The organism is Myroides fluvii, from assembly GCF_009792295.1.
Classification (GTDB): domain Bacteria; phylum Bacteroidota; class Bacteroidia; order Flavobacteriales; family Flavobacteriaceae; genus Flavobacterium; species Flavobacterium fluvii_A.
This window is the reverse complement of record NZ_CP039934.1, coordinates 3,045,372-3,067,727: the sequence shown is the minus strand read 5'-3', so window position 1 is coordinate 3,067,727 and position 22,356 is coordinate 3,045,372. Positions and strand designations below refer to the sequence as shown.

The following is a 22,356-nucleotide window of genomic DNA, read 5'->3' as shown; positions in this document are numbered from 1 at the left end:
TTACACTATAATAAACCTATATTTGTATAATAAATACACAAGGTTTATTATATTGTTTTTAAGTTTATTATTAGTATGAAAAATCTACAAGAATACATCCATAGGGTCTTAGGAATCCAAATAGACCTACGTAAACTACCTGAGGAAACGCGAAGTAAACTACCGTTTTTTTTCAAAAGTAAGTATGAATTCTATATAACTAAACTGTTTGATCGCGAACTACTATTCCTAAAACTACCGGAAGAAGATCCATTTAATGCGAAGCAAGTAAGAAACCAAATTGAGGTAATTCGAAGCATACTTGATAATCCCGTTGTAGTAATTACAGAAGAGATTACAGCGGTAAATAGAAAAAGATTAGTTGACTATAAAATCAGTTTTATTTGTCCAGGAAAACAGCTATTTCTTGCTGAATTATTAATCGATTTTCAAAACATAAAGAAACAAGAAGGGGTTAGAAAAAAAGCTCAATTATTGCCCTCAGCTCAAGTAATTGTTCTTTATCATATTTTACATAGAGAAGATAACTTAAGTCAATACACCTTTAAGGAACTCGCAGAAAAATTTCAATATACCCAAATGGGCATTACAAAGGCTGTAAAAAATCTAAAAAATCTAGCCTTAATTGAAGTTGTAGGTACAAAAGAAAAGAGCATTGTATTTGATTCAGATGGTAAAGCATTATGGAAACAAGCAGAAGATTTTTTTGTCAATCCAATTTTTAAAACGGTTTATACGGATAACAAACCTGCACATTTCTTGCGTTCAAACCATACTGCTTTAGAAGAATATACCGATATGAATCCAAGTCATCAAGAGCATTTCGCAATCGATAGAACCCATTTTCATGAACTTGAAAAGAAAAATAAATTTATAAACCTCAATCAAGAAGATGGGAATTATATGATCGAAATATGGAAATATAATCCAGAAATAGTAGCAAAAGGCATTACACAACAGAACAATATAGATCCTTTATCCTTATATTTAAGTTTAAAAGACGGATTTATTGATGAAAGAACGGATATGGCACTAGGCCAAATAATAGAAAAATATATATGGTAAGAGGTTTAGAAATTTTCAGAAAGCAGTTCAAAGATTATTCAGATCATTATATAATTATAGGCGGAACAGCCTGTGACATTGCCTTGGACTCCTTTGGTTTAATTCCAAGAGCAACAAAAGACATTGATCTTATTTTAGTAGTAGAAGCCTTAACCCCTGCTTTTGTGGAGCATTTTTGGGATTTTATAAAAGAAGGTAATTATGAAGTAAAAGAGAAAAGTGCAGCAGATAGAAAATACTACCGCTTTCTAAATCCTCAAAATCAAGAATTCCCTTTTCAAATTGAATTGTTTTCAAGAACTCCAGACCTAATCGATTTAAGAGAAAATTCACATTTAACTCCAATCCCTATTAATGCAGAAATTTCAAGTCTTTCAGCTATTTTAATGGACGATGATTATTATACCTTTACCTTAGAAAACAGCAAATTAAATGAAGCCATTCACCTCGCTAATACAGAAACATTAATATGCCTGAAAGCAAAAGCATTTTTAGATTATACAACGCGCAAAAAAAATGGAGAAAGCATAGACGAACGTCAATTAAAAAAACACAAGACTGATATTTTTAGATTATTACTCCTGCTAAATTCAGAAGATCGATTTTCTATACCTCCTGTTATTAAAAAAGATCTCGAGGATTTTAATAAGGCTGTACATGGAGATTTACCTGACAAGCAAATCTTTAAAACAATGGGTGCAGGAAATGTAAATGTGGAAGACCTTTATCAATTGTTTCTAAAGACATTCAATTTGTAAAAAAGAATACCCCCACCCCCGAATCATCCAATTAAAAATCGACAGACACAACCTCATCCAGGATAATATAATCGCTCAAATCAGCAGCGTTAATTATTACTTTTTGTTGTTTATTTTGCCCACTTTTGTAGTTCACCTTTTCTACTAAGCTCCAATAAAACTTATTTTTATAAACAATTAAATCTAAATCCGCAGTAGGAAGGTTTAAATATTTTGCACCTAAATCATATAGCGCACAAACCGTCGTATTTTGAAAGGGTTTTATCTGTCCTTTGGGAAAATTATCCGTACTGATTATTTTCATTTTATCGTCTAAGGCAAAGCCAACACAGTATTTTACATTTTCAAGAGGCTCAAAATAATAATGAACCACATACTTAGCAGGACACTGTGTTAGATCCATTGTTGGAACGCGATATTTAAAATCCTCTACTCGATCCAAGTCAACGATTTCTAGCGTATAAAAATTCAAATGCGCTAAAAAGTACGCATTGGTTTTGCTCAAAACGCGATCTTTAATACGGGCTTCTACAGTCAAGTATTCGCTCTTTACTAAATTGATGTCGTTATGATCTAAAATATTTAAAACTTCAGTTGTATTATGGGGTGAAAAAGAATATTGATAAGCAGGGCAACGCAAAGAAAAAACAGTAGTATCAAAAGAACCCGTCAATATTTTTTGATCACATTGGGAAAATGAAGAGATAGAAAAAAAAATACTGATGAATAGGATACTGTATTGCATTGTCAATTGGGATTTGCTAGATAAGCTTTTGTTTGATTGCATGTCTTTTCGTTTTGATCAGTTAACTGATAAACTGCAAGATAAATTATAAATTAATATGTATCGGCTTTCAAACACCTTTTTTGACAAAATGCATCTTGTACTGCTATACTCCCCATTCGATGTCTTTTATAAAATCGGCGGTTTTAAAGTTGTACAAGCTTTATTTTAGCAACTCCATCTAAATTAAGTATTTAAATTTACAATCTCTTTTCTTCTTCGTATTTGAATCCTCTTACTTATCATAGCTATAGTCAGCGATATCTCTTCGCAATACTTCAATCAGTTTCATTTTTAAACTACCATTTTTCAGCGCTTCTAGACGATAGGTTGAAACGCTGTGAAAATTGAAATCAAGTGCATATTTTCCATCAAAAGTTAGCTCGTAAATTCCAGCCTCATTTACCTTCCATGCTCCTTTTTGTATGGATAAGACTCCATTACCACAATCATAGAATTCAGTCAAATCATCAAAAATAATTTCACCTGTATTTTTAAATTCCATTGCATAAAGTATGAAATAGTCTTTTGGCTTTTCAATTAACAACTCAAATCCATCAGATAAAAAATTTGAAAAATATACAACATAATACTTTCCAACTATCCGATCAGACACTCCCACTTCTACTGCTGTAGTTTTGATGGGTTCTGATTGGATTTCAATCTTTTCTTCTTCAACTGCGATATGGGTATTGGACTCTCTCTTAGTGCAACTGTAGAAGAGCATCATACCTGTACATGCTATTATTTTTAGGTACGCTTTCATATTCAAAAAGGCATTTTACTACGTTAGAGATGGACTGAAATAACTCCAGCTACAACTAGGCCTGTTTTGCATTTGAAATCCCCCATTGATTCATATTGGCGTATTCAAAGTCTTGTTTATATCGCTCTGGAATATTTCCTGCAAGCAAAGTTCCAACCGCTACAGAAGGAAAAATCTCTTCATACGTCAACATATCGTTCAATGAAACGCGTCTATAAATATGCGAGCGCGTGATATTTTTCATATCATCCAGTCCTGAAGCACCTAATAATTCTACAAAACTCTCGATTGTACCTTTATGATAATTGGCCATTCGCGTTTTTTTATCTGCAACATCCAAGCCTATCGTCAGTTTAGGATTCTGGGTGGCAATTCCGGTCGGACATTGGTTGGTATTACACAACAGCGCTTGAATACAGCCAATGGCAATCATCATCGCGCGAGCGGCATTACAGGTATCTGCACCTAAAGCCATGGCACGTGCTATATGAAACGAAGACGTTACTTTTCCAGAAGCGATAATCTTAATGTGTTGACGAATCCCCATTCCGGTTAAAATATTATGTACAAACGCCAATCCGTCCAACATCGGGGCTCCTATATAATTTGAAAACTCTTGAGGTGCTGCTCCTGTTCCTCCTTCTCCCCCGTCTACCGTGATAAAATCAGGATAGGTATCCAAATGAACCATCGCCTTACAAATCGATATAAATTCTGCTTTGTGTCCGATACACAATTTAAACCCTACAGGTTTGCCTTCTGACAAATCACGTAATTCCTTGATAAACGCAACTAATTCCAACGGTGAACTAAACGCCGAGTGATACGGTGGAGAAGCTACAATTGTATGGGGTTGCACATGTCTGATTTGCGCAATTTCTACTGTGTTTTTAGAGGCAGGAAGTATTCCTCCGTGACCAGGTTTTGCTCCTTGTGAAATTTTTAATTCGATCATTTTAACGTTAGACAATTTCGCCTTTTCAGCAAATAACTTCCCGTCAAATTTTCCTTTTTCATCTCTACAGCCAAAATATCCCGTACCAATTTGCCAAATCAAATCTCCGCCGCCTTTTAAGTGATACGGGCTTATTCCCCCTTCTCCTGTATTATGCGCAAAATTACCCAATTTAGCACCACCATTCATGGCTTCTACTGCTTGCGCACTTAAAGAACCAAAACTCATGGCCGAAATATTGAGAATACTGGCTGAATACGGTTGTTTACAGTCTTTATTACCAAACAATACGCGAGGATTGTGATCTAACGTATCAAATGCTTTGGGAGCAATCGAGTGACACATCCATTCATATCCTTCCGCATAAACGTCTAATTGTGTTCCAAATGGAATCGTTTCCAATTCTTTTTTAGCGCGTTGATAAATAGTCGCACGGTCAATACGACTAATCGGTTTACCGTCTGTATCGGATTCAATAAAATACTGATACATTTTTGGTCGAAGCTCTTCCATCACATAGCGAAGTCGACCAAAAACCGGATAAATACGCCTCAGGGTATGTTTCTTTTGATACATATCCTGATACCCCATAATCACAAATATTAAAACAATTACAAAAAAAATGCTCCAATTCTTATTTAAAAATACAGAAAGTAGAAGCAGGACAACCAAAAGTAAAGTTGAAAAAATAACGAATTGTTTGCGCATAGTTTACTTGTTTTTTTAATTCTAATAATAACAAATCAGCTAAAGAATGAAACTGATTCAAAATAAAAATAATACTAATTATTTAACCCTAAATTTAAAGATTAAAAACAAATAATAAAATAATATTAACCATTTGTCGTATAATTATTAATACGCAAACCTAAATCAAAAACTAGTTGCTATTCCGGTACGTTGTATAGGCTTCTTTAAAAATCACCCTTTTGACAAAAAAAATACACTTTAAAAAGAAATTCAAAAAGTATTCAAAATTACCCTCTAGTTTTGACTATCATTATTCCTCTTTTCAACAAAATAAGTTATGAAAAAACGCAGTTACCGAATCACCGTTTTTGTTTTTCTATTCTGCATATGCACCGCTTGCAAAAACGATGATGACAATCCGATTTGCAACATGCAGCATGCTGATTTTCAAATATATCCAACTGATAAACACCACAGAGCGGTTGATGGTTACTCCGTTTCTTGCAGGCACGTTTATTTTTTAGCGCTGTAGTTTTCATTAAACATTACTCTACTTCGCTTTGGATGATTTTCTTTGCATCAAAAAATTTCAACGCCTTCATTTTTTGCGCAAGCGTTTGCACTCCCTTATCATCTAAAGCATACAAAATAACAATAGGTCTATTCCCTTTATCGTAAAAACTCAAAAGTGTATGATCCGTTAGATCAGTAGGTGCTATTTTTGACAATTGCGGAAATAACTCCTTTAAAGCACTCAAAGTCTCTTGGTGATTTTTATTGATGACAATGACTTGTGTTTGGGTGCTATTTTTTAGAGATTCCAAGCTTTGTGGGTCTAAAATTGGAGACGATAAACTGATATGAGTCATTTGAAAATGGCTACCGAGTGCTGTTCTAATCTCCATTCGCTCCGTATTCGTTGCGGCATCACTATAAATAGAAACTCGATTGAGCAGGACGCCATAATCAGTTCGTGTATCGGGAAATTTCGCTGCAAATAAAGCAATGGCCTGATCAATAAAAGATTGATCTATTTGTTGTTGTTTGGCCATGTACTCCTCAACGGATGGATAGAGTTCTTTTGCAAATCCATTGATATATTCATTGTGGTACCAATCTGTTGTAGGTAGGCTCCCACTGATGTTTTTATGCACCCAACCGTTTCCTATTGCTGTGGCTAAGGCTTCATCAAAAAAGGTGTAAGCATAGTGTTTGTATGGAGAGGTACTCGCTTCAAACCACTGTTCTATTTGCTGTTGAAACTCTGGCGTTTGCTCATTAAATAGTGTATGACACATTTCGTGAAAAACAACCCCCATTCGTTCAATCCCTCGTGTATCATCCGTCAAAACACCAATACAAAGGCTATTGGCATGAGGCGTAGCTGTTGAAATTCCCCTTTGCCCAGGAATCGGATAAATACTCACAAGAAACGGAATATCTGCCGTCCAAGTTGAGCGATAAAAATGTCGAATCTTATCGAATAGTTCCGTTGACTGCGGGACGTAAGCCTCTAATTTTTCTCGTTGTTCCTCTAGTTTTTCTGCATGATCCTTCCAGATTAAAACATCGTAATAAGCAGCGGCTTGTTCAAGAAGAGTTACTAATTTCTGCTGCTCACTATGGGGTAAAATTCCGATCGACTTCTGCTTAAATTCAGCTATCGTATTTGCGTTTACTAAAGCAATAATCAGTAAGTCTTTCGTTGATCGGTAGGAATTTCTATTTGCTGGATAGCCCTCTAATTGATAGTGATAATCGAGTTTTAAATTTTTAAAATCAACACAAAGTTGTCTAAAAACACTATCCTTTGTGACGCTTGGCACGATGTATTCTCTCAAGGTTGGAGAAACTCCTTGTTGCGTCGTCATTGTTTCCATGAAATTAAACACACAATAGGGTTTACTCACTTTAAACTGCATGACTTCCTGTGCAATTGACAGTTGTACAAAAGCCAATAGGCACAATAAAAATAGTCGTTTTTTCATTTATCCTTTTTTAGAATAGAGCTGTATTGATGTAGATTAAACTAATATTAGTTCCAATTATAATCAAAAAGTTTACACAGTATCGGAAAAGTTTGAGAAATTTTATCTTCCTCCCACGGAGTTCCCGTCAATTTACTTGTCTTCATTCTCCCAATCCAAGTGTGGGAGATTATTTGTCCGTATCCACGTTGTGTATATACCAGCTTCTTTCTGAAATTTTGCGTAACTCATTGGCGTTTTTTTAAGTGCTCCACTAACAGAACTTATGATCGATAGCAAAAACAATTAGCTAATCAAACATAGGTAATTGTTTTTGCTTTTTGTGAAAATTCTGTAAAATAAACGCAAAGAAAAAGGATTCGTCTCTTTTACTTCATATGCTTTATCCATAGGGAGGTTCATTTTTTAATAGAGGTGAGCATCTAATTCAGAAAGTTTAAAACTTATGAACTATGACTGGAATATTTTGATTCTGAATCAAATATACTGTTTAATGATTTATTTTAAGGGGAAAGAGAATTTCTCAGTCTATCCATAAAATATACATTTTATCAATACGATTGATATTAATGTATAGGCCACTTATTCACGCTCTAGTTCTTTGTCAATTGTCCAATAGATTTTGGCTTCAAATTGAATTTGAACAAGACTCTCTTTTTTATCAAAAAAAGTCAAAGCACTGTCATAATGAAAACCAATACTGAATTTGTCATTTATTGGTGTTAAGTCAAAGGTAAAACTATTAGAACCGGTCGGAATATTACAATCTATGCCTTTAAAATAAAACCAGCCTCCCTAATGATGAAGCCCGTCATCTTGTCGACAATAATGACAAATTCTTGCAGTTTCAGTTTCACTTTCAGTTAACCCTCCTATTTATTGGAATTAAAAACGGCTTGTATTGTGCCCTTTACCGACGATTTTAAGTTGAGGAAGTTCCTGCTGTAGGCTGTGGAGCTCCTCCTCTGCTAGGTAGTTTGAGATAATATTCAATTCCTCCAACGTGTACATTTTAAAAATAGTAGGCGGTAAATAATCTAACTTCATCCACGTGATATACAATTTCTTGAGCTTGGGGAAGCTCGCAAAAATATCGGGCAGGGAATTTTTCTTTCCCTCGAAAGCAATTCGCTCCTTTTGGTTCTTTGGATACCAATTTCCGATATCTAACGTTTCCAGTTCTCCAAGTTGACATACCTGCTCTAAAATTTTTGAAAAAAGCGCAAACTTGGGTCTCAATTGCCCTTGTACTGTTTCACCATTCACTACGAGATGGCGCAAGTTAATTAAACCCGATAACGAAGGGAAATCTTCCAAATAAGTCATGGAGCATTTCAATTCCAATACGCTCAATTGGGTTAGATTATTAATTTCTTCACTGAGTACTGAAAAATTACACAACGTCAATTCCAACTGCTCTAGCTTGGTCATTTGATACACAAAAGCAGGCATTGGAATGGGAGGATCTCCTTTTTGATAGTAGTGAAGGGTCAAGCAAGTAACGGATGAATCTTTAAGGTCTTTTGGCACGCATAACAGCGCTTGATCACTTAGTGTTAGCTTCTTTAACTGCTTCATTTTCTTTGTGTTTTCAGGTAAGAAACAATTGGTATTTAGTTCTTCTAACTGTTGTAAATGAACAAGGTCCTCAATGGTATAAGGATCTTTCGAAGCAATAAAAAGTCTTTTTACTTGAGGAAATTTCGTTAAATCAACCTGAAAAGCAAAAGCATTATCAATAGACAACTCTTCTATTTCATTCAAATAAGGCTCATCGTACAAATCTGCCGTTGGTTTGCTAAAGATAACTAGTGCTTTACAACGTGCTGTATAAGTATACGTATGTTTTTTCATGTCTTATGCTCTTTTTTTAAGTTAAATAGATGCTAACAACTCCTTTACCTTTTGTGTATTGGGATTATTGATAGCAAGCGCTGAATTGTACGTTACTTCTGGTTCACTTATATAAGTTGCTAGCGCTTTCTGTTGTTCTTCCTGTGTTTTGTTTTTCCTTGGATCCGCATGATAGGCTCTTATTTTGTCTACAGATTGTACAAATTGATCTAGAGAAGCAATAATCTGTAAGGCTTCTGCTCCAGTTAACCTGATTTCCTTATTCTTTGGATTCATGTTGTATCTTTTTCCCTTTTTTTTCTAGAAGATTTACTGCCTGCAAAGTAAGGATAAAAACAACGGTTTTACCTCCCTGATTCTATTGATTTTTGGTGGTTGTATGGTAAAACAACGGTTCGCCTATGTTGTACAACCCTATCAACAATCTCTCTCTTTTACTTCACTTGTAAAAACCGAAATAAGCTTTAAAAGGTGTAATACAGCTCTCCATAAGGAACAAATCCTTATTTTCGTAAAGAAAACAAGAATACAGATGGACAAAAAGGCCAAAAACATACTTTTCAAAACGTATTGGAAAAGCGGATGGATCGACAAAAAAGATAGACACACGCCCCCGGCTGACCTTGCCTATGCCAAGGAAAAAGGACTAATGTTTGATCCCCGAACAATTTCGCATGACGCATGTTTGGCTCTGATACTCGACATACTTCCCAATATTTCCACACAGCACGTTGCCAAAGCTTTTCTGAGTAGTTTATCTACCCGACGATTAGATAGGCGTTCTGGTTTATCTTCTTATTTCATTGCCAAGCAACTAACGCCACACCAATACACCAAAGTGGTAAGTGGACAAAGTTTGGATCCACACGGAAATGTAACACACATCAGCTACACCTGTGGCGTATGTAGAGATTCGAAATATGGCATTATAGGAAATGAATGCTACGATAAGGTAGATCTAAATGTATTAAACTTTGAAAGAATAAAATGGGGAGGTGTCAGACACGGAGATCTGATCTACACCTTATTTGACTTAGAACAACTACAAGCAGCAGCTATTCCAGACCCCACAACAGAAGACATCGAGATTTTCAACAACATACTAACCGTTATCGAAAATTCTCAGCCGGATGACTATCCTAGTGCATTAGAGAAAAACCTCGCAGCCGTTATTAAATCAACAAAAGAGGAACGTCAGGTACTAATCGAAATACTAGCTTGCATCGACCTCCTAAAACCTACTTCCTATGACAGACCTACAAGGGGAAAACACGATTGGACTTTTGTTACCTACTGGCGTGGAGAAGATAAGTACAATAAGGAAGCTTTACAGCAGTATTTTGGTACGTATATGCTTTAATCTACAGGATCCAACAAAGGGAATATCAAATGCTGTAGGCCCTGCTCCTACGCTAAACTTGTCTTTGTTCAGCTTATTACTACGTAAAAAAATACAACATAGTTAGGCTGTTGTATTTTATCCTATGACTTAAAAGGGAGTAAAGTTCCTATTTGGGGTAAATAAAGAAAACCGATAACGCTCGTTATCGGTTTTCTTTACGGAGAAAGAGGGTTAGCCTCTTTTATGCCGTATGCTTTATAAATAGGGCTGTTCACTTTTTTGGATTGGAGTGAGCACCTTATTACGAAAGTTTTATGCTATGATGGAATCGTTTCGATTCTAAATACTAAAATACAAAAAATATTATAATTCTTCTGTCCAAAGCTATTTGATTATAATAATAAATATTTTACAACTATTGTCTACTTTTTAAATTTTCGTAAAGGTTTGAGCTTCTCTCCTGTTTTAATAGAAACATTTACATTATCAATAATTTTTTGTCCATCTAAAAACCTCAATCGTTGTTCAAATTTTTTAATTGATTTTCTACGCTTATCTTCTTTTGTTAATTCTTTTAATTTATTGTTAGAATCAGAATCAATAAGTCCTTGAACAATGTAGTTATCCTTTTCTATTAAATTTATTAGTTTATTAAATTTCTCAAAATCATCAAACTCGATATTTTGAAGAGTAGAAGCAACTAGATAAGTTGAGTATTCAAGATTTTTTTTCTCGTTTTTGTCATTAAATTCATTTTTTTGTAATAATGATATCATCTCATTGAATAAGCTTTCTAAAGGTTCTTTTAATGTTATAGAAGAATGATGAAATTCATACCAATGAGCTAAAATTTTATTCGCTCCATACGATGTATGAAGAAAAGATTTAATTTCAAGATATTTTTCCTCATTTGTATCTATAATAAATCTAAGAGCTTTATTAATATTTTCAAGATTAGTTTCAATTACTTTTAATCTATCGTTCATTGGAGTATTATACAGAGCTTGTATAAGGTAACCTAAACCAGCAGTATTAATTAAATATTCATGAAACTCTTGAGGAATTGAATTAGTTAAAATTTCATCAATCAATTCTGGTGAATCTTTAGTCATTCCTGCATAAAAAATTGCTACATTTTGCCACCAAATATCATTGAAGTTGTTTACAAAATTTGATTTTCCATTTGGTGTGGTACTATAATATTGGTAGGCAGTAAAATATTCTTGAAATGATAAGTGTTTAAATTCAATCTCACCTCTATCATTTTCGACCAAAATATTAATATTTTGCACTAGATCATCTATTAATTCATTAACATTATATTTATGTCCTCTTTCTTTTGCAAAAGAACTAATTTTTATAACTAAATCATGCTTACTTAAGCTTTTTAATTTATTAGAATGTAAATCTTCTGCTATATATGATAAAATACTTCTATGAATTCCTACTTTAAGTAGATCCAGATGACTTTCTTTGATATTCTTATTAAGAATTATTTCAATGAAATACTTATAGAGATCTGAAATAGTTGCTGGAATTTCATATCCATTTTCATCAAACAAGGATGTCAACAGAGTTAATGTTAAAGGTGTTTTTGGTAGTTTATCTAAAATTCTAGAATCTTTCAAAGACTTCACTAATCTTTTACATTTAGCTGAATCTTCTTCAAAGTATCTTCCCAAAAAACTTTCAGCTTGATTCATTGAGATTCCATTAATTTCAAAGTATTTAAATCCAAGTTCACGGCATACTCCAAGTAATGAATCAGAGTTTCTTGAAGAACATATAATTTGTAATTCAGGATTTTTTATGTTGAATGCTTTTACAACCTCTAAAGCCTTTTCTTTTGAAGGTTTATCTCCAATTTCATCTAAAGCATCAATAAATAATATATAATTTTTTTTAATTAATAATTCGTCAACATCAATTAATAAGGATTTAAAAGTATGTTTCTGAAAATAGTTCTTAATTGCAGTTTCTATATTAAAATTGGAAGATTTTAAATCGATAAACTTTAATATAATTGGAAAAAACTCATAATTATTTCTAATTGAATTTTCAAAAATAATATTATTTGATATTTGTTTAAAAAGAGTTGTTTTACCAGAGCCTGATTCACCGACTATTAGCTTACATTCTGTCACTTTATTTAAGTCTTCTACGTCAAACCATTTTCGTTTAAATTTCCCGTCAGTTTCGTCATAATAGAATTCAATCAGTTTTTGTTTAATAGTATTATCTAGAATTTTTTTAATATTTTTATCAGTAGTGGCTACTACTTTTGTAAAATCATCATGTTTATTATTTTGTTGAAAGATTTCAATATAGTGTTTATAAGTATTAGATCCTTCTAACCAAAATCTAGGATAGTATTTATCAATAAATTCTAACAAATTATCACCTGTCCAAAAAGAAATATTAGGTTTTTTATAAAACTCATCTTTATTAAATTTTTGTAATGCTCCAGAATTTATTTTTCCATTCGTTACAATTTTAACTTTAGAAATATTTATTCTATCATGTTTTAATGAATCAAAATGATAATCAAAGCATTCTTGAACTTGTGCTTTTATTTCCATATTTGTTTGAGAAGAACCTGTTAGGTCTCCTTTTTTAACAACAAATGCAGTCCATTCGAATTTATCTTCGATATCATCATATCTTGACGCAATTAAATCTTTTCCATATTCAGGTACATTTCCATTTTCATGAGTAATTAGGACATTTTTATATTTCATTTCATTCAGAAGTTCATAAAGCAAAGTATGAATATCTGTTTCTTTAGGTATCTCTTTTAATTTTTGAAGTTTATCTTTATCTAGCATATCGTTAGTTATAAGTTTAAATAAGGTTCTATAGTTTATTGACGTTATTGATAAATATATATATATTTTCTAAATTCCGAGTTTAATATAAAATTAAATTACAAATCGATACAAACAATTAGAATTAATACTTATTATAAATACCATAATAAATTCATATTAGGAGGTAAAAACATTAAGAAGTTAATTTAAGTTGTCTTCAAAGACATTTCGAATACATGCCAAACTATAAATAGAATCATTCCTCCATAGAATAAATAACCTTGGCTTGAAAAATACCTTTTCATACTTATTTGATTGATACTTGTTGCCTCCTTAAATGCTTTAATGGCAATCTGTATATATTCTGCATTGTTGCCAATATCATCATATCTTCCATTAATAATATCAAAATAACTATTATTATTATATAATGAACTGATAACATATTTTAAAAATTTCAAACCGCAAAAAATGCTAAAGACCCAACATACCACAGCAATTGCTAGTGGAATTTGATAAAAACTCAAATTCTGATTACTTGTTTTATGAATTGAGAAACCAATTGCTGAAACTGATAATGCAATTAAATAATATACATATCTCTCTTGTTTCTCTCGAAATTCCTTTTGAATGTTAAATTGTATTTCACTCATCTTATCAAATTTTTATATCTTAAGGAGTTTTTATTTCAAATTATCAGATTTTAAATATCTAATAATAAAAATGAGCATAATAATTGGTAATGATACTATCTTTAGATATATATCTTGTTTAGTATTATAATACAAAAAAGGTGTTACAATTATAAGAAACAGTATAACTAATGTGAAATACCATAATTGATTATACTTATTGATCTTCTTTTTCAAAAAAATCATTTCATTATTAAATTCACTATCATTATTTAATATTAAATTAATATCTTCTATAGTCAATAATGAAATAAATCGGTTTTTTATCTTAATGTATCGGTCATTTATTCTTTCTACATCTTCAATAGAAATTTTATTAGAGTACCAAAAATAAATATATCCAAGTAATAGTATAAAGAGACCAACTATAGTAGTTTTACTATTGAAAAGCAATTTCAAATTTTCTGATTTTGAAAATTCAAATATATAGTTAGTGATAAAAAAAGTTATAAAAATAAAAATAGTTTTTTCGAATTTCTTCTGATATTCTATTATAGCATTATTTATTAAAGAAATAATATTTTCTAATTCTTCATGTATTTTATTTCTTACATTTATAAAGTTCTCAACGTTTTCTTTGATGTAAATATTATTAGCAGTAATAATAGAATCAAATACATCTATAGCTATATTAGGAGTTTTTTCATTTAAATAATATATTAAAACATTCTTTACAATTCCAATCCTATCATTTTCTTTTGATGAATCTAAATAGATCCAATCTACTATTTTTTTATATACTAGATAGTTATCAAGATTTATATCTTTCCAGTCTAAAGTATACTTGATTGTCTTTTGATTACTTATTAATAAAGTTATTTTATTTTTACTAATGCTTGTTCTATCAAAAATAAACCCTAAACATAATACAAAATTTATTTTTGAATAAAAGTTTAAGACATGATCAGAACAATTATCAATATAGAAATCTAAATTCTCAGGAGATATTTTAAATTTACTATGATTAGAAAAATTATTTTGAAAATTTAAGTCATATCTATTTTGCTTAAAATCCAAAATACTATTATAGGCAATTTTATTAGAACTTAATTTTGCTTCTGAATCAATATTTTGAATATTGAGACCTTTCTGAATCCTAGGACTTAAATAGTCTAAATTGTCTTCTAAAGTAATACTATTAATATGTTGAAGAAACAGATCGCTATTTATTATAACTAAACTGTTCTTATTTTTAAAAAGTTCAAAATAAAAAGTTATTTCATTATCATCATTATCCTCTAGAGACTCTATGTTGAAATCACTATAATCAATATGATTTATTATATAATTGAACCCAATTTTTATTAACCATTCACACTCTAAAAGTTTTATTTTATTAGCAATTATATCATATTCACTTTTAGTTATTAAAAATTTTTTGATATTTTTCTTTTCAATAACTGCTTCTAATGAATACTTTTGAAAATTTTCGTTTTCTATTATACTAATAACTTCTTTTTTTGAATTGAAATTATTCAATAACTCTGTCATCATTAATTCTGTTAACCTCTATTAATTTTTGAATTTCATCATAACCCTGATCCGTATAAATCTTTAGTATCTTTGAACCTTCATCAATAAAAGGAACAATATGATTACTTAATGTGTTTATTGGGGCATTTTTAATAGAAATTGAGATATCCTCATTTACCTTAATTTTTCTATTTGTAGTTTTAGTAACTTTATCTTGTTTAATATTGAAATGGGTATCAAATTTCCCTCTTTTAGTAAGATTTTCAATTCTATCACTTATACTCGAAATAGGAAAAGATTTATTATGCGGTTTATACTCCTTGAAGCTTTTTAATAATTCATCAAATTTAAAAATTGTATTTGTTTTATAATAGGCTAATAAATGTTCTCGTAATGTTACAATATCAGTGTGATATGTATCATTTTGATTTAATAATATAGAATCAATAGCCTGATATGAGTTTTTTGTATTATCATCATCAGAAATTATTGGTTTTAATTCTAAGAAATCATCCCACCAAAACTTACTTAAGTTATTATCAAATATTTGCAATTCATTTACTTCTGGGCAATAAATAAAGGCTTTATAAATTTTATTGTTTGTATTTAATCCTTTTTCTTTTGTCAAGTATCTTTCAGTTAAAATTTCATCAAATTCAACCTTGGTTAGTATTACAAAGGTTTTGCTATCTAATTCTAATTGAATATGTATTAAACTTCCTTTTTGTACTTCTCTTTTTAATCTAGCTATTCTTTCTTGTGCTTTTGTTTCCTTCTCAAGTAGCCTTTTTGAGTTCTCATAAGTCAATGTAGCCTTATCAACTCCATTCAATATTTTAAGTATATTTGCAACTACTTGGGTACTATTAGACTTTATTTCAAAAAATCTATGATTTGTTTTAGAATCAAATAACTTAAGTAATATATTGTTAATATATTCATTAAAGTTATTTTCTAGTGCAACATTTTCAAATTCTTTTATTTCTTGTTTATCAATATCAATATGGTGAAGTGATACTTGGTTAATATGAAATTCCATGATATATGTTTGTGTGTAAGATATTAAAACACAAACATATGAAACCATTTTCAAAATAAGATACGGAATTCCGTAAACCCTCCAATATTTTGAGTCTATCTACTATTTCAACAAAAAACTAGCAACTTCGGAGTAGTTTTCTAGCCCTCTGCAAGAGCAAGTCGTTTTGAAAGCTCGAATCTCAATTTTGAGTGCCTCAAAACATAACTTGCTGTTACCTTTTCGGTAACTTTTTTAACTTATTTACAATATGTTTTTTCTAATGTAAATACTGTGTATAAACATATTAGTTAACGCCAAGTACGCCACTCAAATACCTTTTTTTCATTCTTTGTCTATATCTCTAGTTATTTGTCTAATCAATGTTTTGGTTGGACAAACGCAATATCGTAGCTATGACTTTACATAGTCCCCAACGATTAAACACACAAATAGATTGTTGATAAAATCTTTACACAGTTTAATGTCTGAAACACTGGAATTGCAACTAAAAGGACAGCATAATATTTAACTAACTACATAAATAGACAAAACTATAAACAGCTAAAAAACTAGAAATTATGAACGAAGAATTTAAAAAGAAACCTAGAATTGACGAAGAAGCGATGATGGCACTAATGGTTGACGGCGTAAGACTTAAGGGATTTACAGAGGCTGAACTGAATGCTCCTGGTATAAGAGATGAGCAAGAAGAAACAAAAGAAGAACCTAAGAAACAAAAGCGTGTAAAAAAAGCCCTCCCACTTACTAAAGAATATGATATCACGGAGTATGAAGACCTCTTTTTTAAAGATGTAAAAAGCATAGCACGTCATGGAAAATCGGTTTATATTGATCCTGAGCATCACAAGATACTTTCTCGAATTGTTCAGGTCATCGCAGATAATAAACTAACTATCTATGCTTATTTATACAATTTATTAGAGCATCATTTCAATGAGTTTGAACAGCAGATAACTACAAGTTTTAATGATAAGAATAAGCCTATATTTTAAATGCTGTATTTAAAACTAATTATGGATGAAGTTACAACTAAGAAAAAAAATTAAAGTTTTAGTCAAGTATTTATAAAGAAGACTCTCTTATTATCTAACGATTAAATATTACCTATCTTTAATCTCGGAAATTGAGATTTACTAAAATTTGTATCTTTGTATAAAATAGAAAAATGAATAAAGAGTTTTATATTCAGCACCTTACAGATAATATCAATAACAATATTGATAGATATTTTCCATATATTGATTCAAGAGATTTATATTCATTTTGTAGTTTGAAAACTCTTATAAATGAGAACATTAATTGTCTTCTTTTAAACAATTATATAGCAAGTATATGTGTTACAAATCATATACTTGAAAGATTTGTAAAGTTGTCAATAATTGAGCATGGAACAACGGGGTTAAATTATTCAGATGATAACCTTTACAACATTAAGTTATTAGAATCATATGATTTTGATAATGAAATTTTAAATAATACTTTAGCTAAGTTGAAAAATATTAATTTAATTAGTGATGTAGAATATAAGTGTTTAAAGGACTTTAAAAATAATTACAGAAATCCATATTCTCATTCAGAAACAAAAAAAATTATTAAGAATACAGCAAATTTTTTTTCAGGTAGAATGTACTCAATTAATGACATTTTAAATAATAATGGATTAGAGAATATACCATATGAAGAAAAAACTATTTCAACATTAAGTCCAGCTATAGCTCAATTACACATACAAGACCACGCTATTGATAATGCTTTTAACTATTTCAAAGAAGTATTTGATATTATTGTTATTGTAGATAAAAGACTTCAAGATATTAATTCCAATAAATAACAATTACTCCATTGAATAATGTTTAAAGAAAATATTACCACAATCTAGGTAGGGGTACCTTTTGGATTATTTTTACTTTAATTAATTACAAGAAAATATTAATAAAAAAATACTATAAATTATTTAACTGCTCATCTAATAGGTTTTTAACATCTAAGTTGTCTTGCTCTGAAACTTTTTCTTGTTTTGACTTTCCAAATGGATTATACCAATAAGATACTTCTTTAATTGGATATCCAACTCTGTTTATTAAATAACTGCTATTTAATGTTATTTTAGATAGATTTTTTTCAAAATGTACATCAAATATTAAAACTCTATTTTCTCTTAAATATTGTGAAGAACCATTAACCATAGCAGAATAGTTTACAATAATAGGAATATTAATATTTCCTATAACAGCTATGGAATCAGATATTTGAATTTTTGATTCTATATAACCTTTTACTTTACTACTTAAAATGTATTGATTTATACTATAAGGTTTAGTTTTTAAATCTAAAAAATTTGAAGTTACTTTATCTGGAAAAACAATTCTTAAACCTTGTAAAACTGCTTGATTAGTTAAATCAAATTTTACATCTATAGTATCACACTCTACTAATAATCCTGGGGTTAATTTAAATGCTTCTATTGTTTTGGCATAATTAAGAGCGTCTTTTGAAATATCACATGATCTTATACTAATAATTAAAGCAAAAATAGAAAAAACTAATGTTAGGATTGAGTTTGTGTTTTTATTTAGGTTCATGTTACTTTCAATTTGTTATCTTAAAAAAGTTTATAAGAACTTTTTTACAGAAATCTAGATATAAGGCTAAATGTTACATTTCATTTTTTAAGTTTTATTTTTTCTCTTCTATTAACCGTTCTAATTTTTCTATCATTTCTTTTTGTTGTTGTAACATGCGTTCATATAACTCTATCACCTTATCAATTGGATTAAAATTAGGTTGATAATTAAAAAAAGAGGGGTGTTGACAGTTCTCAAATGATACGGAATTAGATATCAAATTAATCGCCTGTTCTTCATCAAAACTCTCAATCGCTTCAACAGGTATTTTTAGCACCTTTGATATTTGCTGTAACAGTGAATGATCAATGACTTCTTTCTGTTCAAGTAAAGAAATTTTCTTTTGATTCCAATCTTCTCCTAAATCAAAAGCAAGAACCTCTTGTTTGATTCCAAGCATTTCTCTAAAACGCTTTACATTTCTTCCTTGATGTATTTTATGTTCCATAATGAATAACTGAGTTAAGAAGGCTCAAAGATAAAGCCAATGATTTAAAAAGATTGAATGGTAAAGTTAGAAAATTATCTTGTAAAATATCCCCTAATGAGAATATTATACTTCTTGATAGCATAGTTTACTCAATGAGTTCTATTGAATTTTAATCAAATCAAAAAAATAAATAATTATGAAAACAACTATTTTTCCTATCAACGACTTTTTAAGTAATCAGCTTAAAGAGATTATTACAGAGTTTCCTTCTGTATTAGAAATTTACTATTGTAGTAATACTATAGAGATGACTTCCTATTTACTTATACACCTAAATAATAGAAGTGATATTGACATTATTGCCAATCGCAAAGGAATTAAGAAACTATTTAAGAACTACGGTATCATCGTATTGTTATTTGATTATAATGCTTTGATATACAAGTTTAAACATGGTTATCCTCTAATAGAGCTTATCTACCAAGAAGAGCATCTAGTTTATCAGCAAGAAGGAATTGATTTTACTAAACTTGCTACAAGAAGCTTCAAAGAGTTTAATGATCAATACAGTATTTATAAAAAGAGATATTTCCAAGATCACGACCTTTTAAGTTCTGAACTTAATACACATAAGTCTTTAGACGCTGTTTCAAGCGTGTTTCTTCTTTACGAGCGTTTATTTGAATTACATCTACAGTATTTAGAAGAACTCTATATCGGACATACAACCTCCATCAATAACTTACATCAACGAATTAAAGCGATAAGCAAGTTTAATCCAGAGATTGAAAGTTTATTTCTTAAAAGAAACGAAGAGGAATACTACCTTATTGCTTTAATAAACAGAGTAAAAGAAGCAATAGAAGAGGACAGAGAAGTTTATTATCATGAGTGCTTTGAGGCTTTTAATACTATTGAAAACGTACTTCATAATTTTATTCAAGACCGCTTTCAGTCTTTAAAACGTTTAATCAAACACCCAACAACCATTCCTGCGATTGCAGAGGTAACTATAGAACTAAATAAACAAGATACTTTTCATGATATCATCATTGAAAGATGCTTAAATCAAAATCAGTGTATAGAAGAAATTTATCTGTACAAGACGTTAATTCTTTGTAACCAAACTATTTACTATCTTTTTATCATAGGAGATAAGTTTGAAAACGAACAGATTAAGAACTTGGAGTCACGTTTACAAGATAAGTTTAATAAGCAAACGAACTTTGTTATTATAGCCCATACGAAAATATGGATTCAAACAGAATTATACAGCTCACAAGATTTCTTTGCTAATATTATAAAAAAGGAGAACAAGATTTATTCATCTAGTAAATACAATGCATCACTACATTGGTTAGTCCCTCACACATCCTTATATACGGATCTATACTACTATAATTCAGTCACTAATAATACGGCTAAAGAACTCCTCAAGAATCTACAGAAACTAAAAAAGAACCAACAATGCAAGCCAAGTATTCCTTATCTACTATCACTTTATTTTATGTCATTTTGTAGAACATATATATTAGCTCATTTATCATACTTACCTAATTACTTATCTAGTTACTCTTTATGGTTACTTTGTGTAAATGTGAATACTGACTTAAATAAGTATCAATACTTATTTGATAAATTCGGTAGCAAGTTTTTTTCTTTATTAGATTTCTATAGAGTACTACATCAACGACTTATTAATTTTGATACAGAAAAAACAGAAGTACTGATAGAAATCATTACTCAATTACAAGCTGAGTTAAAAACAATAGTAGATCAAAGGAGCTAATAATCTTTTACGAACTACTAAGTTCTATACATGCACATTTAAAGCCCAGTATACTCTTTACCTTCCTACTACACTAATCTTATTATATCCATTTACCTTAGTTGTTTAACCTAAAAAACAACGATCATAGACAATCAAATCACCAAAGAAGATTTAAGATTGTTTGCTCAAACAATTATTGGAGAGCTCAAACAATTATTAGCTAAACAAAACAAAGTTCTCTTGAATGGGTAAAGGCTAAAGTAGCAAGACAATTACTCAGTATTTCGCCAGCTTAGAAACCATGATTAATAGCGAAAGCCAATAAATCAGATGAATTCTTTTGTAAGACCCAAGCAAGCTTTCCCTAACTTGGGTTAATCCTTATTCTTTATGCTTTTTAAGCTTGTTTAAAGTATCCTCAATCATCTCCATGCGTTTTTTTACTTTGTCTGCTGAAGCATCTAAAGTGTATCCCTCTTCCATTAGTTCTTTAATCAACAACATTTTTTTGATATTCTCGTAATTGTATCTTCTGTTTTTTCCTTCTTCTTCCGTTAAACTTGTAACGATTCCTTTCTCTTCCCAATATCTAATTTGACGTGTCGGAATCCCCGTAATTTGGGCAACCTCCCCTATTCCAACCACCAGCTTATCTAGAAAATCAAAGTCAAAAGACAAATCAGTCGTATCCTTACTTTTCTTCATTTTGTAATTTATTTACAATTAATGTTGTAAATATAAAATATAAGTCCTTCATTTGCAATTGTAAATTACTTACAATTAAAGTCACATATAAACATCTAATGTATGATACGAACATTTTTTATTCTAGTACTCGTAGTAACCACACTAAAAACAGCTAGCATGTCAGCACAAAATTCACCTTCACAACACACAAAAAACGAACTCATTAGTCTAGTGGAACGAACCTTCGCTCAAGGGGCTTTAAACCAATTGAATGTGGAACAAATGAGACAAGGCTTCCATCCTGCCTTTCATATTTTAGTTCCCCAAGGAAACGAAGTGTTTAAACTCTCTTTAGATCAGTGGATCGAGATTGTTCAAGCCTATAAAAACTCTGCTGAGAAAATGAGCTCAGGTATTCGGAATCTCAACTATACAATAGCAGTATTGGATCTAACGGATTGTACAGCTGTTGTTAAAACAGAATTTTTCAGAGACAAGGAACTAATTATAACCGATTATTTATCCTACATCAAATTTGACGATTCCTGGATGGCGGTATCTAAAATATCGAAAGAATATAGTACGAACCCTTTACATCTTGATTTATAATGAAAAAAGCATTTTTATT

Annotated in this window: 20 protein-coding genes and 1 pseudogene; 8 read left to right on the top strand and 13 right to left on the bottom strand. The window is 30.5% G+C overall.

Features of this window, described 5'->3' with window-relative positions:
- The first annotated feature begins 75 nt into the window (after positions 1–75).
- Positions 76–1,065, top strand: coding sequence for a MarR family transcriptional regulator (locus FBR08_RS13700; protein WP_158963229.1), 990 nt, complete (start codon positions 76–78; stop codon positions 1,063–1,065).
- Positions 1,059–1,823 carry a nucleotidyl transferase AbiEii/AbiGii toxin family protein gene (locus tag FBR08_RS13695; protein ID WP_158963228.1) on the top strand — a complete coding sequence of 255 codons (765 nt, stop codon included), beginning with the start codon at positions 1,059–1,061 and terminating at the stop codon, positions 1,821–1,823. The genes FBR08_RS13700 and FBR08_RS13695 overlap by 7 nt, the downstream gene beginning before the upstream one ends.
- Positions 1,824–1,854: 31 nt before the next feature.
- Here the strand turns inward: FBR08_RS13695 and FBR08_RS13690 are convergent, their stop codons facing one another.
- The 6 genes from FBR08_RS13690 to FBR08_RS13660 all read right to left on the bottom strand — a co-directional run bounded on the left by FBR08_RS13690 (position 1,855) and on the right by FBR08_RS13660 (position 9,136).
- Entirely contained in the window at positions 1,855–2,610 is a 756-nt protein-coding gene (locus FBR08_RS13690; RefSeq protein WP_158963227.1) for a hypothetical protein, read from the bottom strand.
- A 232-nt stretch (positions 2,611–2,842) separates the two neighbouring features.
- Positions 2,843–3,373, bottom strand: a complete 531-nt coding sequence (locus FBR08_RS13685; protein ID WP_158963226.1) for a hypothetical protein — start codon at positions 3,371–3,373, stop codon at positions 2,843–2,845.
- 55 nt (positions 3,374–3,428) lie between these two features.
- A complete protein-coding gene (locus tag FBR08_RS13680) occupies positions 3,429–5,036 on the bottom strand; it encodes an FMN-binding glutamate synthase family protein (protein ID WP_158963225.1) in 1,608 nt (535 codons plus the stop codon).
- Between the two features lie 527 nt (positions 5,037–5,563).
- Entirely contained in the window at positions 5,564–7,006 is a 1,443-nt protein-coding gene (locus FBR08_RS13675) for a hypothetical protein (protein ID WP_158963224.1), read from the bottom strand.
- A gap of 885 nt (positions 7,007–7,891) precedes the next feature.
- Entirely contained in the window at positions 7,892–8,860 is a 969-nt protein-coding gene (locus FBR08_RS13665; protein ID WP_158963223.1) for a leucine-rich repeat domain-containing protein, read from the bottom strand.
- 21 nt (positions 8,861–8,881) lie between these two features.
- Positions 8,882–9,136, bottom strand: coding sequence for a hypothetical protein (locus tag FBR08_RS13660; RefSeq protein ID WP_158963222.1), 255 nt, complete (start codon positions 9,134–9,136; stop codon positions 8,882–8,884).
- Positions 9,137–9,392: 256 nt separating this feature from the next.
- Here FBR08_RS13660 and FBR08_RS13655 point away from each other — a divergent pair, with 256 nt between their 5' ends.
- Positions 9,393–10,220: a hypothetical protein gene (locus FBR08_RS13655; protein ID WP_158963221.1), complete on the top strand. Its 828-nt coding sequence runs from the start codon at positions 9,393–9,395 to the stop codon at positions 10,218–10,220.
- Positions 10,221–10,624: 404 nt separating this feature from the next.
- Here FBR08_RS13655 and FBR08_RS13650 read toward each other — a convergent pair whose 3' ends face one another.
- The 4 genes from FBR08_RS13650 to FBR08_RS13635 form a co-directional block, all read right to left on the bottom strand.
- Positions 10,625–13,027 carry an NACHT domain-containing protein gene (locus FBR08_RS13650; RefSeq protein ID WP_158963220.1) on the bottom strand — a complete coding sequence of 801 codons (2,403 nt, stop codon included), beginning with the start codon at positions 13,025–13,027 and terminating at the stop codon, positions 10,625–10,627.
- Positions 13,028–13,215: 188 nt separating this feature from the next.
- Positions 13,216–13,662: a hypothetical protein gene (locus tag FBR08_RS13645; protein ID WP_158963219.1), complete on the bottom strand. Its 447-nt coding sequence runs from the start codon at positions 13,660–13,662 to the stop codon at positions 13,216–13,218.
- 30 nt (positions 13,663–13,692) lie between these two features.
- Positions 13,693–15,195 (bottom strand): hypothetical protein, encoded by a 1,503-nt coding sequence (locus FBR08_RS13640; protein WP_158963218.1) that lies wholly within the window; start codon positions 15,193–15,195, stop codon positions 13,693–13,695.
- Positions 15,173–16,213, bottom strand: coding sequence for a nucleoid-associated protein (locus FBR08_RS13635; protein WP_158963217.1), 1,041 nt, complete (start codon positions 16,211–16,213; stop codon positions 15,173–15,175). The genes FBR08_RS13640 and FBR08_RS13635 overlap by 23 nt, the downstream gene beginning before the upstream one ends.
- A 560-nt stretch (positions 16,214–16,773) precedes the next feature.
- On the opposite strand from FBR08_RS13635, the gene FBR08_RS13630 reads away from it, so the two are divergent.
- Complete coding sequence (locus FBR08_RS13630) at positions 16,774–17,208, top strand: DUF3408 domain-containing protein (RefSeq protein ID WP_158963216.1); 435 nt, start codon at positions 16,774–16,776, stop codon at positions 17,206–17,208.
- A gap of 173 nt (positions 17,209–17,381) precedes the next feature.
- Positions 17,382–18,047 carry a hypothetical protein gene (locus FBR08_RS13625; protein WP_158963215.1) on the top strand — a complete coding sequence of 222 codons (666 nt, stop codon included), beginning with the start codon at positions 17,382–17,384 and terminating at the stop codon, positions 18,045–18,047.
- A 112-nt stretch (positions 18,048–18,159) separates the two neighbouring features.
- On the opposite strand, the gene FBR08_RS13620 is transcribed toward FBR08_RS13625, so the two are convergent.
- Together FBR08_RS13620 and FBR08_RS13615 are read right to left on the bottom strand one after the other, a co-directional pair.
- Complete coding sequence (locus FBR08_RS13620; protein WP_158963214.1) at positions 18,160–18,798, bottom strand: hypothetical protein; 639 nt, start codon at positions 18,796–18,798, stop codon at positions 18,160–18,162.
- A gap of 94 nt (positions 18,799–18,892) precedes the next feature.
- Entirely contained in the window at positions 18,893–19,288 is a 396-nt protein-coding gene (locus FBR08_RS13615) for a helix-turn-helix domain-containing protein (protein WP_158963213.1), read from the bottom strand.
- Between the two features lie 178 nt (positions 19,289–19,466).
- Between FBR08_RS13615 and FBR08_RS13610 the strand changes: the two genes are divergently transcribed.
- A complete protein-coding gene (locus tag FBR08_RS13610) occupies positions 19,467–21,059 on the top strand; it encodes a hypothetical protein (RefSeq protein WP_158963212.1) in 1,593 nt (530 codons plus the stop codon).
- Positions 21,060–21,185: 126 nt separating this feature from the next.
- Positions 21,186–21,334 (top strand): annotated as a pseudogene (locus FBR08_RS17085) (DNA-binding protein); the annotation flags it as partial.
- Between the two features lie 88 nt (positions 21,335–21,422).
- Here FBR08_RS17085 and FBR08_RS13600 read toward each other — a convergent pair.
- Positions 21,423–21,746, bottom strand: coding sequence for a MerR family transcriptional regulator (locus FBR08_RS13600; RefSeq protein ID WP_158963211.1), 324 nt, complete (start codon positions 21,744–21,746; stop codon positions 21,423–21,425).
- 102 nt (positions 21,747–21,848) lie between these two features.
- Here FBR08_RS13600 and FBR08_RS13595 point away from each other — a divergent pair, with 102 nt between their 5' ends.
- Entirely contained in the window at positions 21,849–22,337 is a 489-nt protein-coding gene (locus tag FBR08_RS13595; protein ID WP_158963210.1) for a nuclear transport factor 2 family protein, read from the top strand.
- Positions 22,338–22,356 lie beyond the last annotated feature (19 nt).